17 protein-coding genes are annotated in these 12403 nt (G+C 66.9%); 12 read left to right on the top strand and 5 right to left on the bottom strand.

Annotation, left to right across the window (positions count from 1 at the left end; all coding sequences use genetic code 11):
• Positions 1–20: 20 nt before the first annotated feature.
• Positions 21–806, bottom strand: coding sequence for a hypothetical protein (locus tag ACIQNU_RS15450; RefSeq protein WP_401366074.1), 786 nt, complete (start codon positions 804–806; stop codon positions 21–23).
• On the opposite strand from ACIQNU_RS15450, the gene ACIQNU_RS15445 reads away from it, so the two are divergent.
• Positions 799–906, top strand: a complete 108-nt coding sequence (locus ACIQNU_RS15445) for a hypothetical protein (RefSeq protein ID WP_401366072.1) — start codon at positions 799–801, stop codon at positions 904–906. The genes ACIQNU_RS15450 and ACIQNU_RS15445 overlap by 8 nt on opposite strands.
• Before the next feature lie 9 nt (positions 907–915).
• Positions 916–1431: a hypothetical protein gene (locus ACIQNU_RS15440; protein ID WP_401366070.1), complete on the top strand. Its 516-nt coding sequence runs from the start codon at positions 916–918 to the stop codon at positions 1429–1431.
• 149 nt (positions 1432–1580) lie between these two features.
• Here ACIQNU_RS15440 and ACIQNU_RS15435 read toward each other — a convergent pair whose 3' ends face one another.
• Complete coding sequence (locus ACIQNU_RS15435; protein WP_401366068.1) at positions 1581–2018, bottom strand: hypothetical protein; 438 nt, start codon at positions 2016–2018, stop codon at positions 1581–1583.
• 150 nt (positions 2019–2168) lie between these two features.
• Between ACIQNU_RS15435 and ACIQNU_RS15430 the strand changes: the two genes are divergently transcribed.
• Positions 2169–2867, top strand: a complete 699-nt coding sequence (locus ACIQNU_RS15430) for a hypothetical protein (RefSeq protein WP_401366066.1) — start codon at positions 2169–2171, stop codon at positions 2865–2867.
• Positions 2868–2925: 58 nt separating this feature from the next.
• Here ACIQNU_RS15430 and aspS read toward each other — a convergent pair whose 3' ends face one another.
• Positions 2926–4239, bottom strand: coding sequence for an aspartate--tRNA(Asn) ligase (aspS, locus tag ACIQNU_RS15425; protein ID WP_401366064.1), 1314 nt, complete (start codon positions 4237–4239; stop codon positions 2926–2928).
• A 338-nt stretch (positions 4240–4577) separates the two neighbouring features.
• Between aspS and ACIQNU_RS15420 the strand changes: the two genes are divergently transcribed.
• From ACIQNU_RS15420 to ACIQNU_RS15410, 3 genes are all read left to right on the top strand, one after another.
• On the top strand, positions 4578–5066 hold the full coding sequence (locus ACIQNU_RS15420) for a GNAT family N-acetyltransferase (protein ID WP_401366062.1): 489 nt from the start codon (positions 4578–4580) through the stop codon (positions 5064–5066).
• A gap of 92 nt (positions 5067–5158) precedes the next feature.
• Positions 5159–5716, top strand: coding sequence for a hypothetical protein (locus ACIQNU_RS15415; RefSeq protein ID WP_401366060.1), 558 nt, complete (start codon positions 5159–5161; stop codon positions 5714–5716).
• 552 nt (positions 5717–6268) lie between these two features.
• The gene (locus ACIQNU_RS15410; protein WP_401366058.1) at positions 6269–6832 is read left to right on the top strand and encodes an HD domain-containing protein; all 564 of its coding nucleotides are present in this window, start codon (positions 6269–6271) and stop codon (positions 6830–6832) included.
• Here the strand turns inward: ACIQNU_RS15410 and ACIQNU_RS15405 are convergent.
• Together ACIQNU_RS15405 and ACIQNU_RS15400 are read right to left on the bottom strand one after the other, a co-directional pair.
• Positions 6820–7287, bottom strand: coding sequence for an NUDIX hydrolase (locus ACIQNU_RS15405; RefSeq protein WP_401366056.1), 468 nt, complete (start codon positions 7285–7287; stop codon positions 6820–6822). The genes ACIQNU_RS15410 and ACIQNU_RS15405 overlap by 13 nt on opposite strands.
• Positions 7274–8047, bottom strand: a complete 774-nt coding sequence (locus tag ACIQNU_RS15400; protein WP_401366054.1) for an XRE family transcriptional regulator — start codon at positions 8045–8047, stop codon at positions 7274–7276. The genes ACIQNU_RS15405 and ACIQNU_RS15400 overlap by 14 nt, the downstream gene beginning before the upstream one ends.
• A 97-nt stretch (positions 8048–8144) precedes the next feature.
• Here ACIQNU_RS15400 and ACIQNU_RS15395 point away from each other — a divergent pair, with 97 nt between their 5' ends.
• The 6 genes from ACIQNU_RS15395 (at position 8145) to ACIQNU_RS15370 (ending at position 12367) form a co-directional block, all read left to right on the top strand.
• Positions 8145–8837, top strand: coding sequence for a haloacid dehalogenase-like hydrolase (locus ACIQNU_RS15395; RefSeq protein WP_401366052.1), 693 nt, complete (start codon positions 8145–8147; stop codon positions 8835–8837).
• Positions 8838–8944: 107 nt separating this feature from the next.
• Complete coding sequence (locus tag ACIQNU_RS15390; protein WP_401366050.1) at positions 8945–9847, top strand: radical SAM protein; 903 nt, start codon at positions 8945–8947, stop codon at positions 9845–9847.
• A 61-nt stretch (positions 9848–9908) separates the two neighbouring features.
• Positions 9909–10412, top strand: a complete 504-nt coding sequence (locus ACIQNU_RS15385) for a hypothetical protein (RefSeq protein ID WP_401366048.1) — start codon at positions 9909–9911, stop codon at positions 10410–10412.
• Positions 10400–11080, top strand: coding sequence for a class I SAM-dependent methyltransferase (locus ACIQNU_RS15380; RefSeq protein ID WP_401366047.1), 681 nt, complete (start codon positions 10400–10402; stop codon positions 11078–11080). Before ACIQNU_RS15385 ends, ACIQNU_RS15380 begins: the two co-directional genes overlap by 13 nt.
• On the top strand, positions 11077–11664 hold the full coding sequence (locus tag ACIQNU_RS15375; protein WP_401366045.1) for a class IV adenylate cyclase: 588 nt from the start codon (positions 11077–11079) through the stop codon (positions 11662–11664). The genes ACIQNU_RS15380 and ACIQNU_RS15375 overlap by 4 nt, the downstream gene beginning before the upstream one ends.
• 541 nt (positions 11665–12205) lie before the next feature.
• Positions 12206–12367, top strand: a complete 162-nt coding sequence (locus ACIQNU_RS15370) for a hypothetical protein (RefSeq protein WP_401366043.1) — start codon at positions 12206–12208, stop codon at positions 12365–12367.
• The last annotated feature ends 36 nt before the right edge of the window (positions 12368–12403 follow it).

Here is a 12403-nt window from a genome sequence, read left to right as displayed (position 1 = left end):
TCTCGCTCACCGGACGGACTCTAACCACCGATGACGCCGAGTCGGCGGGCCAGGTCTGCCACGGATTGGGATGGCTGGCCTCGGGTGCCGCGGATCCAGCCGACAGTCAGTTCCCGGCTCAGGTAGTGGTGCCGCACTTGTTCGGGGGCGTCTCGTTCGGCCTCCAGTAGCGTGGCCAGCGCTTCATCGGTCCGGTTCCAGGCGCTGAGCGCTCGGGCGACTTCCAGGCTGTGTCTCACTCGCCGTTCTACGGGCAAGCCGCTTGTGTCGATGCGTTGCCCGAGGCCCGCCGCGATCTGGATGCCCCCGAGCTCGCCAGCGGTGGCGACACAGTGGATGGCAACGTTGGTCGGGCCGAAGGCCGTCCACAGATGGTTGGCGTCGGCGCCCAGCCGCCGCGCGGCTTCGTCGGCTTCTCGGAGGAAGGTCTGCGTCGTCGTCCGGTCCTCTGCTCGGGCGGCTGCCATGGCGCCGGCGAGGAAGAGCGTGCCGTAGACCGAGAGGTATTCCTTGTTTGCGCTGCCCAGGCCGGGTTGCATGACGGTCGCCGCATCGTTAACGAGTTGGATCGCCGCGGTGAAGCGGTCGGTGGCCATCAGACAGTGAGTGACCGCCCGGAAGAGGGAGCCCGTCACCGTGCTCTGGCCGCATTGCTGCGCGGCTGCGAGGCCACGGTCGGCTGCGATCCATGCCAGTTCCGATTCCCCGACCTTGCCCAGTACCAGTGCCGCGCCGTGGTAGGCCAAGGCGAGCTGGGCATGCCGCAAGGTCATGGAGATCTCGGACCAGACTCCCAAGGTGGTCATCACCACCCCGCTCATCGAGGGCACCGACGGCACGGGCACCAAGATGAGCAAGAGCAAAGGCAACTATGTGGGCCTGTCGACGTCGCCCGACGACGTCTAAGGCCGGCTGATGTCTATCCCCGACCACCTCACTGGGTCGTACCTGCGGCTGCTCACCGAGTGGACGGACGACGAGATCCACGTGATCACCAAGCGCCTGGACGAGGGAACCGCCCACCCGATGGCGGTCAAGCGGATCCTCGCCAGCGAAGTCGTGGCTGCCCTTCACGGCCTCGACGCGGCTGCCACCGCCCGCGCGGAGTTCACGGCTCGCTTCTCCAAGCGCTCCTTCGGCGAAACGCTGAACCTTCCCGTCATCGCCCTGAATGACCATGCCGAGGACACGCTCGGGACGCTGATCAGCCGCACACTGGACTTCGCTCCCAGCATCTCCGCCGTGCGCCGGGTAGCCCTGCAGAACGACCTTCGCCTGATCCGCGAGTCAGACGGAGACCAGCAGACCACACAGCTCACGGAGGTATCCGTGCAGCAGACCCTTGGCGCGGTCGTGAGCGAGGCCGGGGCGCTTGACGGGGCCGGGCTGTACCTCAAGGTGGGCCGCAAGGTCGCCCGTATCGACGTTTGAGGCCAGACGCGGTGCCGATGCACCCACATAGTGAGGGTGAATCGGCACCACGCTGTTCGCGTCCACAGGATGGCCTCGTCCGGGCGCCGACATCCTCCGCTACGCCGAGCTCACCGAAGGATGTGGGCCCTGGTGGCTGTTCCTGCTGCTCAGGACGCTGTGGCTCCGCGCTTGTAGCCCTCCCACAACCGCCGGCCCGCCTGATCCAGTACCTCCTCCACGACATCGGTGAGCGGCTCGACCCGATCTTCCAGTTCCTCATGGAGGGCGTGGTGCAGACGGGTTCCCAGACCTGGTGCTGTGGAATCGAGGCGGCGTGCCAGCCACTTCCCGCCTCCGTTCCACGATCCGCCGACGGCCAGGGCCAGTTCGCCGGTTCGGCGGGCGAGTTCGATGGCGATGAACAGTCGCTCGCCTCGGTCGGCGGTCGCCGAGAGGTCGTCTAGAAGGTCGGTGATCGTGTAGCGCCGGTCGTCGAGTTCCTCGGCCGACAGCGCGGGCGGCCCCGCGGCGGCCCGTCTGCGGGCTTCGTCGGTGAGACTCGCACCGACTCGTCGACGTCGAAGAGCAGCTTCCCGGCCGCGCACATCCACAACAGTGGTGACCGGTGTCTGCTCACTTCCCGCTCGACGAAGGCGTGCCACGTCTCGTCGGTGTGTACGAACAACTCGACCGGCCAGTCACCGTGCCGGAAGCTCGCCCGATAGGGCGCCGGGTCTCCGTGCAGGACAACCACAATGTTGAGGTCCGAGATGGCCGTACGGCTCGTCCTCGATCACCTCCGCGAGGACGAAGAGGCCCGGTTCACGATCCTCGGGGACGACGACTGGCAAGTGCGCATGGACCGCACGGCCGCCTTCCGTACGGCGCCGATCGAGGAGGTCGTCACCTGGCCGTTCCGGCTGGTGCACTTCAACCTCAGCCGCTTCTACGACGACCTCCTGCACGGCTTCCAGGACGAGGTCATGATCCCCTGGCGCACCCATCTGTCCGCCCGGGGATTCACCTGGCAGCGGCTGGCGCCGATCTTGTTCCTGTCCACCGAGGGTGCCGCCTCGACCTACCACAACGACAACTCGCACGGTCTGGTCTGGCAGGTCCATGGCACCAAGACCTTCCACAGCTACCTCGACCCCGACCAGCACCTCTCGGCCGAGGCGGCGGTCATCGGCGAGACCACCGGCGAGCATCCGCCCGCCCATGACCCGGCCGACCGGCAGTCCGTCACCATGCAGCCCGGCGACCAGCTCTGGAGCCATGCGCTGACGCCCCACTGGGTCACCACCGGGTCGGCGCTCGCCATGAGCGTCACCCTCTCCCACGGGGGCCTATGCCACCAAGGCCGCTTCTCCGAGCGGGAGTTGGCCCTGCGGTCCTATTGGGACAAGAACCCGGGTGAGGCGTGGACGCATGACCTGCGCAATGTCCGCTTCTGAGACCGCGGCCCACGGCACGAGGCGTTCGCCCGTGCCGTGGGCCGCAAACCCCCACTGGTTATGGCGTGAGCCGGTTCGGGCCGCGGAAGAGGAACGTGGCCTCGCGGATCGAGTCCAGCCCGAGCATCACCATCAGCACCCGGCCGAGCCCCATGCCGAGCCCACCGTGCGGCGGGCACCCGTAGCGGAACGCGTTCATGTAGTCCTGCAGCGGCTCGGTGCTCATGCCCTTCTCGACGGCCTGCTTCAGCAGCACGTCGTAACGGTGCTCACGCTGGGCGCCGGTGGTCACCTCCAGTCCCCTCCACAGCAGGTCGAAGCTCAAGGTCACGCTCGGGTCGTCAGCCGGCCGCATGTGGTAGAAGGGCCGGATGCCGACCGGGTAGTGCGTGATGAACACGAACTCGTGCCCGGTGGCCTGCTTGATGTGAGCCGAGATACTCCGCTCACCCTCCGGGTCCAGGTCCTCCTTGACCCCTTGCGGGTCCCAGCCGCCCTTGCGCAGGATTTCGTGCGCCTCGGCCATGGTGATGCGCGGGAAGGGGGTGGTGGGCACGGTGACCTCGACGCCGCCGAAGTGCTCGGCGATCGCCTCACCGTACGCGTCGGCGACCTTGCCGATGGCGTGGGCGAGCATCTGTTCCTCGAACGCCATCACGTCCTCGACGCCGTCGATCCAGGCCAGCTCCACGTCGACGCCGGTGAACTCGGTGGCGTGCCGGGAGGTGAACGACGGCTCGGCGCGGAAGACCGGGCCGATCTCGAAGACCTTGTCGATGCCGGCCGAGATCGCCATCTGCTTGTAGAACTGCGGGGACTGCGCCAGGTAGGCGGAGCGGTCGAAGTAGCCGAGCTTGAAGACCTCGGCGCCGGACTCCGAGGCGGTGCCCATGAGTTTGGGCGTGTGCATCTCGGTGGCGCCCTGAGCGTAGGCGTACTCGCGCATCCCCTGCTCCAGGGTGGTCTGCACGGCGAACATCAGCTGGGTGCCGGGCCGGCGCCGTACGTCCAGGAAACGCCAGTCGAGACGCTGTTCCAGGCCAGTGTGCTCGTCGATCGGCAACGGCGTCGCGGCCTGGTTGAGGACCTCCACCTGCTCGGGGACGATCTCCAAGCCGCCGAGTTTGACCTGGGCGGCGTCCACGACACGGCCGGTGATCCGTACGGCGGACTCGGGAGTGAGGGCTTCGAGCTGGGCCTCCAGCGGCCCCTCGTCGCGCTTGTGGGTCACCTGCACCATGCCAGTGCTGTCTCGCACGATGACGAACTGCATCTTGCGCTGCAGGCGGAGGGTGTTCACCCATCCGCAGACGGTGACGGTACGGCCGACGTGTTCTCGCAGGTCGGAGACGTGTACGCGGCTTTGGATCATTGCGGTCCTCCGAAGGACATCGTCATGATCCCTTGGGAGTGCGGGCGAGAAGGGAACTCGCGGTACCACCGCACTTTCGCCGCCACCAGGTGGCGGCCTCATTCGGGCCCGGTGACGGGGGCCGGCCGGCGGGGCATGGGACCACGACGTGGTCGTTCCTCCCCGCGCTCAGGAGGGTCTTCGCCTCGGGACGCGAGGCCGCCTTCCCAGCTTCCGGCGGCTCTCTCTGCTCGCGTGATCCGTGGCTACTCGTCTCCGTCATCGCGTTGCCGAGCAGGATACGGACCTCACGAGCGTCGCCGCAATCAAGAACGTACGTGTCAACGGGAGGGCTTTCAGTGAGCGCGCTTGTACGACGGGCGACGGTCGCCGACGCTAGGGAGCTGGTCCGAATGCGTCAGCTGGCGCTGACCTGCCCGGAGGTGCCATGGAGCAGGCCGAGAGATGTGCCGGACGGACCGTGGATGGAGGAGTGCCGGAAGGCATTCGCCTCCATGCTCCGTGACCAGGACCCGGAAACGTTTGCCGCGTTCGTGGTGGATGCCGCTCCAGGCCGCGTGGCGGCTTGTGCGATGGGGTTTCTCCTGCCCAGGCTTCCAGGCCCCGGCAGCGACAAGCCCTTCAACGGCGACATCAGCACTGTTGCCACCGACCCGGAGTTCCGCAGACGCGGCTACGCGCGAGCGGTGGTGACAGCGCTCAGGGACTGGATGGACCTACGCGGCTGCAAGCGCGTCACCCTCGCGTCCAGTTCGGAGGGCGAGCCGCTGTACGTGTCCCTTGGGTTCGTGATCGACAACCCGCGGATGTCCTGGCGGCCCGAGTGAGGGCACGAACCGGCCACGGCCGCAGTGCCTCACTCGACTGGCACCCGGCTCGCGACGACGTGGCGTTGCGGCCGGTAGTGGAGGACGCGGCGATGGGCAGGTGGGAGGGGGCCCGGGATCTGCTGATCGCGACGGGCACCGACTGGGACCGCCGGATCTTCCGCCTGCAGGTTCTCGCCGAGGCCGGGGCACGGCTCCGGTTCGCCGACACCTGGGCGAGAGCTGAGCCCCGCTCCCCGCACGCGCTCGCCCTCCTGGCGAACGTGCAGGCCCTACGGGCGATGATCGCCGGGGCGGTGAGCGGCCGGGCTCTGATGGAAGAAGCCTGGGGCACCAGCCGCACCGCCCTGAAGACATGGCCGGAGGACGTGGCGCCCCTGGTGGTGATGCTCGCGCTGCTGCGGACCCATGCCCCCGACCGGAACACGCTCGATCGTGTGTGGAAGGAGATCAAGCAGCGCGACCCGTGGAACCGCGAGGCGCACCACGAGGTTGTCACCTACCTCTTCCCACGCCATCACGGCAGGCCAGGCGAGGCGGTGTGGTGGGCGGACGAGCAGGCATCCGTCGCTCCCCAAGGCTTGCCGATCGCCGTGTTGCCCCTGGTCGTCCTGGCGGAGGCGCACCGTTCTCGCCAGGAGCAGGACTAGAGGACGTACGGCCTGACGATCCAGATCGCCCTGGCCTTGGGGCTGCGGCAGGGGGAGGTCCTTGGCATGCGGTGGGACGACATCGACTTTGAGCTCGGCGTCATCCGCGTCGTCGTGGTCGGCTGCGGCCCCGTTACAAGCACGGCGCGGCGACCGGTGCGGCCGCGAACCCGCCTTCTACCCCCAGAAGATCAACACCCGGCGCGAGAACGGCAGGTCAAGTGGGAACAGGGCCCGGAGCGTGCTCGCCCGCGACCTGTGGACAGATGCGGGGACGTGTTCGCGTCGCCCACCGGCGAGCCCCTGAATCCGAACACGATGGAGCGAAGACTGGCCTGACCACACCGCCGAGGTCGAGGTATGGGACCGCTGGCGCTGGGAATACCAAAGTCCCGGCGGCGCGAGCGCCATCCGCGACCGCATGCCGGAGCGATTGGTGATCTTCCATGCCCGAGTCCTCTTCCTCCCCGGCGGCGAGTGTGCGGAGGCTGGCGTCCCCGAACTCTGTACGGCTGAGACTGTGCCGGGCGGCACCTGGGCACGTACCAACCCATGAACGGAGTAATGGTGAAGTGGGCGGGCGCAGTGGCCGAGGCGGAGTTGAGTGAGCCGCTTCCTCGTCGATGGGCGCACTCGCAAGGGGTCGCACGGCGCGCGGCCGAAGTGGCTGGGATCTTGGGCGACGACGGGGAACTGTTGGCCTCCGCGGCTGTGTTGCACGATGTGGGCTACGCGCCGCGGCTGGCCGTCACCGGATTTCATCCGCTGGATGGCGCCCGGTTCCTCCGGGATGAGCACAAGGCCGACGAACGGTTGGTTCGGCTGGTGGCGAACCATTCGCTGGCGTTGCTGGAGGCTGATGAGCGCGGTTTGCGGAAGGTGCTGGAGGCCGAGTTCCCGCTGCTCGGCGACCAGCGGCTTGTGGACGCGCTCATTTACTGCGATATGACGACCACACCCGACGGCGAAGTCACCTCTGTCGAGGCTCGGCTGGCCGAGATCACCGCCCGTTATGGCGCGGACAGCCTGGTGGGGCGATTCATCCGCCGGGCGGCGCCGGAGATCCTTGCCGCTGTTGGGCGGGTGGAATCGGCGTTGGCGGCTCAGCCCAGGTAGGGGTAGGTGCCGGCGAGGTAGTCGCCGATCTGCTGGCGCATGCTGGGGTGGATGTCGTACTGGTCCAAGTCGGATGGCTGGATGTAACGGACGCCGTCGGCTTCGTCGTTGATGGTGGGCTCGCCGCCTACCGGGCGGCCGATGTACGTGTTCTCGTACTGCTGGCGGATCTCACCGTCGGAGTAGGCGACGATGTGGTTGGGGTTCGTGTAGACACCGAGGAAGCCGGTGATTTCGGCGGTGATGCCGGTTTCTTCGAGGCATTCGCGAACCGCGCACTGTGCCGCCGTCTCACCGATGTCCTGGGCGCCCCCAGGCAGGGCCCACTGCCCTGTGTCGCGACGACGCTGGAGCAGGATGGCGCCGCTGTCGTCGACGACGAGCAGGTTGTTGGCCGGGATAAGCGTGTTCGCCTGGGGGGCGTCGGGGTCGTTGTAGTACTCAGTCCTGCCCATGTGATGAGGGCCCCTCCTGGTGTGGCGTCCAGGGCCGCGCGGTGGCCCAGACAGATTCGAAACTTCCAGCGTAGTTGTCGAACCACCCTGCAGCGTCAACTCGCTTGAGATGGAACAGAGGGTTGGCGCTGGCCGGTTGACCCCAGACATGCGGGTTCACGAGTAGGTCGTCGTCGTAGCGGAAGAGGGAGCTGTAGAGCGTGGTGTCGTGCAGCCTGACCTCACAGCCCGCCTCGGACAATAAGGGCCGGTAGTAGGTCAGGGAGGCGCGGATCTTGGCGGCGAGAGTGTCGCCGATGCCCTCTTCGAGGCCGCGGACGGCCACAGCTCGGCCGCTCGATTCGCCGAAGCAGAGCCGTACTCGTACTCCGTTCGCCGCCCGCTCGGCAAGCATCCTGGCGACGTGGGGGTTGGACTGGGCGAAGAACGTGCCGGAGAAGACGAGGACACTGATCTGCTTCTGGGATTCCTTCAGCAGTGAGAGCCACATGTCCCGCGGAACACTGGCCCGGTTCTGGTAGGTCCCGACCAGCTCCAAGCCCGACCCCGGCGTGGGCTGTCCGGCACTCGGCACCGGGGCCGGCCACAGGAACAGCTCCTCAACCCGGAAGTGCTGGGCGGCGCGGAATCGGTGACGCGGATGAGGAACGCGTCCACCGAGCCAGCGACCGACGGTCTTGGGGTCCACCTCGCACACTTCAGCGAGTGACTCTGGCGAGACGCCACGCTGGGCAAGCACGGAGTGCAGTCGCTCGTTCACAGCAGCCATACAAGCTGAGGCCGACACGAACGGGCAAGGACGTTAGGGGACGTTCCTTCGAAGCCGAAGCGTCGAACAGGGTATTTACGCTGGTGGTATGGAGCTCATCGTCCTGTGGGACATCGACCACACACTCATCGAGAACGCCGGGGTCAGCAAGGAGATCTACGCGGCTGCCTTCACAGCGCTGGCGGGAACCGGTCCGGCCGAACCGGCGCGGACCGAGGGCCGCACGGATCGTCTGATCATGCGCGACATGTTCCAGCGGAACGGTCTGGCCGAGCCGGACTGGGCCGCAGTCGAGGCCGCTCTCGCCGACGCGGGAGAGGAGCGCCTCCACGAGCTCAGCCGTCGCGGGACCGCCCTCTCCGGTGTGCGTGACGTCCTGAAGGAAGCATCGGCACGTGATGGCTGGGTGTCCTCGGTTCTCACGGGGAATATCGCGGCCAACGCTCGCGTGAAGGTGTCGGCCTTCGGCCTTGATTCCCTACTGGATCTGTCGGTTGGCGCTTATGGGGCTGACGCTGTCCAACGGCCGGACTTGGTGGCTATCGCTCGGGAGCGGGCCCAACGCCTCCAGGGCGTCCGGGCGGACGTGCCTGTCGTGCTTGTAGGGGATACCCCGAGGGATGTTGAGGCCGCGCTCGCCACGAACTCCGGGATCATTGCGGTCGCCTCTGGCGTCTACGGTGCTGAGGAGCTGGCCGCCGCCGGCGCTCAGGTCGTACTGCCGGACCTGACGGACACCGCGTGTGTTCTCGGGATCCTGGAGACTTTCTCGGCGCACTGAAAACGTCCCAGGACGTCCCCGTAGCGTCCGGATACGCGGTGATGCGGTCCTCCCTCATTCCGCGAGCATCAGGTCTCCCACCAGGAAAATGCTCCAAGGAGACCCACGTGATCGGGGAAGTCACCGGGATCCGCAGGATCCGGATGTTGTACCTGCAGCTGTTGTACCGCTGCAACTTCGAGTGTCTGCACTGCTTCCATGGCAAGAGGCTCCAGCACGCCGACGGCTTCACTATGGAAGAGGCGATCAACCTCCTCACACTCATGCGTGAGCAATACGGCACTGAGGCTGTCACTCTGCTGGGCGGCGAGCCCTTCGTCTACAGGGACCTCGCGCGGGTCGTCCGGTACGCCAAGCGGGAACCGGGCATGCGGGTCGACATCTGCACCAACGGCTACCGGATCGAGCGGCGGCTCACCGAGATCGCCCCCGATCTGGACCTGCTGCGCGTATCGCTGGAAGGCATCGGCTCGACCAATGATCACGTTCGCAAGTTCGGGAGCTACCAGAGTGCGCTGGGTGCGCTTGACATCGCCCGGGGGCTCGGTGTCCGCACCGGTGCGACCCTGACGGTCACCGCTCGCAACATCGACGAGGTGCTGCCTCTGGCACGCATCCTGCAGCATTATGGGGTCGAGCAGTTGAAACTTCACAGCCTGCGGCCGGTCGGCAACGCGGCAGATCACCCCGAGCTCTTCGTCGCCGATGCCGCCGCCTACCGCCGCTTTCGCGAACAACTTAAGACCGCCGACCTGACCATCGAAGTGATCGTCGACGAGGACTTGTCGGAGCAGGGCGCCCCGGGGATCTCTGCTTCTTCGGTCGACCCGACGCGGATTGAGCGGATCGAGGCCGATCCGCGCGGCGCCCTCACCATGTCGTGCAAAGCGGTTGGCCGGGACTCACACGCCTTCTGGTACGACAAGTTCGCGGATTGCATCACCTACCGACCGTCCGCCATCGACGAACTGGCTCTCGCGGTACCGGATGTGGTGTATGCCCGTGTCTGACCAGGTACCGTTCGAGAGCCTCGAAGGACTCCGTGGCACTGGTAAGTCGACCCTGGCGCCCATGCTCGCGGCAGCCCGCGGTGCTGTGCTGGTCCCCACAGTGCCGCCGGTCTATCAAGCGCTGCGGCACGAGGTGGACCTCAAGGGGAATGTCGACGCCCGGATGTCCTTCTATCTCTCGGCGTTGTTCAGTGCGGCTGACCATATTCAGCGATACCTGTCCGCCGGCACCCCGGTCGTCGTGGAGAGCTACTTCCCCCGCTGCCTGGCCAACCACCGGGCATTCGGGACTGGCCTCGGGGTGACCCTGCCGTCCGATCTACCGCTCCCCATCAGTTATCAGCTGGTTTGCGCGGAGGATGAGCGCCAGCGCCGCCTCGCCCTGCGGGAGAAGCCCGTATCCCGCTGGGACGTACTCGCCGAGATCGCCGCCGGTCACATCGCCGCCGTCTACGCCTCGTTCCCAATGCACCGAGTGAACACCACGGGACTCAAGCCCGGCGAGGTGATCGAGGCAGTCCTCGCCATCAACGCCCAAGGGGGAGCAGCGCAGTGCGGACCATGAGCATGTGGCAGCACACCCTCACCTTCTTCCCTCAATTCCTCGCCGTGCTGAAGGAGAATGCAGAGCCTGACTCCACCGTTACGGTCATCGGCGCGAGCGACGGCAGGCTCGTCCTGCCGCTGGCCTCCGCCGGCTATCGCGTCGTCGCCATCGAACGCGATCCGATCCCCCTTCACGGCGGCGAGGTCCAACTTCCGGGTGACGAAACCGGCCATAGGACGGGGCTGATCGAGCGACTGAAGCTCGAAGGACTCCATGACCGGGTGCGGATCGTAGAGGAGGACTTCCTCGCATCCGAGCCCTTGGGCACAACCAGTGACGCGGTCTGGACGAGCTGCTCATGGCATTACAGTGCCAACCACCACCGTCCGCTTGGTGAGTTCATCGACCGCATGCAGCGCATGGTCCGGCCTGGTGGCCTGTTCGGCGCGGAGTTCATGATGCCCATCGAGCAGCGCCATCACACGCTTGAGCACTACACGTCACCTGAGAAGCTCCGGCGCTACTTCATCGACGACTGGAACGTCCTGCTCACCCTGCGGACCAACGAGTTCACTGAGCGGGCCCACGTCGGGCAGCCGCAGGACCACACCCATCGCATGGGCCTTCTCCTTGCCGCCCGTGCGTCCACCCCATCCCAGAGAAACACAGGGAAGAAGGACTCATGAAGCACGAGTACGAGGCGAAGTTCCTCGCCGTCGACGTGGACGACCTCCAGGCCAGACTGACCGCCCTCGGCGCGATGCGCGCTTTCCCGCGCACCCTCCTCACCCGCAAGATCTTCGAGAACGACGCTCTTGAAGGTGGTGCCTGGGTTCGGCTCAGGGATGAGGCCACTCGCTCCACGCTCACGTTGAAGCAGGTCACCGACCCCACCACCATCGACGGCACCACCGAGATCGAGACCGAGGTCTCTGACCTGCTGGCCATGGCCGAGATCCTCCGCAAACTCGGCCTGCGCGAGGTCCGCTACCAGGAGAACTACCGCGAGGAATGGCGCCTTGGCGAGGCCGTTTTCGACTTCGACACCTGGCCGGATCTCCCCACCTTCGTGGAGATCGAGGGGCCGGACGAGGCGTCGGTCCGGCAGGCGGCGGCTCTACTCGACCTCGACTACGCGGAAGCCCGGTTCGGCAGCGTCGACGAGATCTACAAGAGCGAATCCGGCCGCGACATCCTGGCGGAGCCCACCCTCCTTTTTGCCGACGCCCACGAGAAGGAGCAGGCCCGGGTAGCCGTCCACGGCGAGTGACCTTGAGAGCCGAGCTGTGCATATTGAACTGGCCATGACGCCCCGGTTGATACCGGGGATCGCGGAATTCGCCCGAGGCGGCCTGCCCGCACCGGCCGACACCGACGACGGCAACAGATGGGTTGACGGGTACTGCTGGCTCTACTGCGGTCAGGAGTGGACCCGTGTTCTGTGGATCGGTCCTGTGCGCGTGGCCGGTGCCCAGGCGCCTATGTACGCCTGTGGCCCCTGCATCCGCGAACTGCAGGACCAAGTCTGGCAATCCATCCTTCTCCACGATGAACCGGCTCGGTCCGTGAAACCCGGTGTCCCCTCCGAAACAGAGTCGTCCGCTGGACGGCGTGGAGGCAAGCACCGGGCGCCGGGCGGCTTCCTGCGCCGTCGCTGAGCGCGCCTCCGGTAGACGAGCCGGGCCTTCAATCCCGCCCCGTGCGTACCCCCTGCGGCCACGGGGGCGGCCCCCAACCGCAATGACAGCACCTCCGCACGCCACAGACTCCCCGCCGCACCGGCGGGAGATCGGTAGAGGAAGGAGCACGAAGTGGGAGACAAGACACCCTCCGTTGAGGAGGGCCTGGTGGTCGCCGTGGAAGTCCTCGCGAGCGTCCACGACCGCCACGACAGCAACGCCTCCGACCCGGGACAGGGCGGCTCGGGCGACGGACCCTGGCCCGGCGGTGACGGGCTGAACCACGCGGCGTAGGCGCCAGTCCGCTGGCGGAGGGGCCGCGCACGCGGC

The organism is Streptomyces sp. NPDC091292 (assembly GCF_044757265.1).
Classification (GTDB): Bacteria; Actinomycetota; Actinomycetes; order Streptomycetales; family Streptomycetaceae; genus Streptomyces.
Note: the sequence above shows the minus strand (reverse complement) of the source record. Positions and strands in the feature narration are given on the sequence as shown.

What these genes read in the sequence shown, in the direction of transcription:
- ACIQNU_RS15450 (WP_401366074.1), bottom strand. Translation starts at nt 806, where the DNA reads ATGACCACCTTGGGAGTCTGGTCCGAGATCTCCATGACCTTGCGGCAT.
- ACIQNU_RS15440 (WP_401366070.1), top strand. Translation starts at nt 916, where the DNA reads ATGTCTATCCCCGACCACCTCACTGGGTCGTACCTGCGGCTGCTCACC.
- ACIQNU_RS15430 (WP_401366066.1), top strand. Translation starts at nt 2,169, where the DNA reads ATGTTGAGGTCCGAGATGGCCGTACGGCTCGTCCTCGATCACCTCCGC.
- aspS (WP_401366064.1), bottom strand. Translation starts at nt 4,239, where the DNA reads ATGATCCAAAGCCGCGTACACGTCTCCGACCTGCGAGAACACGTCGGC.
- ACIQNU_RS15415 (WP_401366060.1), top strand. Translation starts at nt 5,159, where the DNA reads ATGGGCAGGTGGGAGGGGGCCCGGGATCTGCTGATCGCGACGGGCACC.
- ACIQNU_RS15410 (WP_401366058.1), top strand. Translation starts at nt 6,269, where the DNA reads ATGAACGGAGTAATGGTGAAGTGGGCGGGCGCAGTGGCCGAGGCGGAG.
- ACIQNU_RS15405 (WP_401366056.1), bottom strand. Translation starts at nt 7,287, where the DNA reads ATGGGCAGGACTGAGTACTACAACGACCCCGACGCCCCCCAGGCGAAC.
- ACIQNU_RS15395 (WP_401366052.1), top strand. Translation starts at nt 8,145, where the DNA reads ATGGAGCTCATCGTCCTGTGGGACATCGACCACACACTCATCGAGAAC.
- ACIQNU_RS15385 (WP_401366048.1), top strand. Translation starts at nt 9,909, where the DNA reads ATGCTCGCGGCAGCCCGCGGTGCTGTGCTGGTCCCCACAGTGCCGCCG.
- ACIQNU_RS15375 (WP_401366045.1), top strand. Translation starts at nt 11,077, where the DNA reads ATGAAGCACGAGTACGAGGCGAAGTTCCTCGCCGTCGACGTGGACGAC.